At 42.0% G+C, this 276-nt stretch carries 1 protein-coding gene; it reads left to right on the forward strand.

Annotated features, from left to right (window positions below):
• The coding region (locus RG959_RS24075; protein ID WP_342799296.1) for a hypothetical protein at positions 1-268 on the forward strand (268 nt) is incomplete at its 5' end.
• Between the last annotated feature and the right edge of the window lie 8 nt (positions 269-276).

Consider the following 276-nt stretch of genomic DNA (forward strand, 5'->3'; position numbering starts at 1 on the left):
CGCTCAGCCACAAGATGCTTTAATAAATATCACCAAACCGGAGCAATTAGGTGGTGCATTAGCACAAGCACTCACTTTAAGCGATGAGCAGCAACTAAAAATTAATCAGTATATAACCCAAGTACATCCATTTACTGATGGCAATAGTGCTCAACTCGTACTGGCTGCAACCGCACACGTTATTGAAGCGGGAGTTATGCAAAAGCCACTTAATCTACTGCGCCGATACAAAATCCGAAAAGCGCTCAACTATATGAAGTTAAAGTAAGTCGAAGG

Origin of the sequence: Domibacillus sp. 8LH (assembly GCF_038806185.1) — a bacterium.
GTDB lineage: Bacteria > Bacillota > Bacilli > Bacillales > Domibacillaceae > Domibacillus > Domibacillus indicus_A.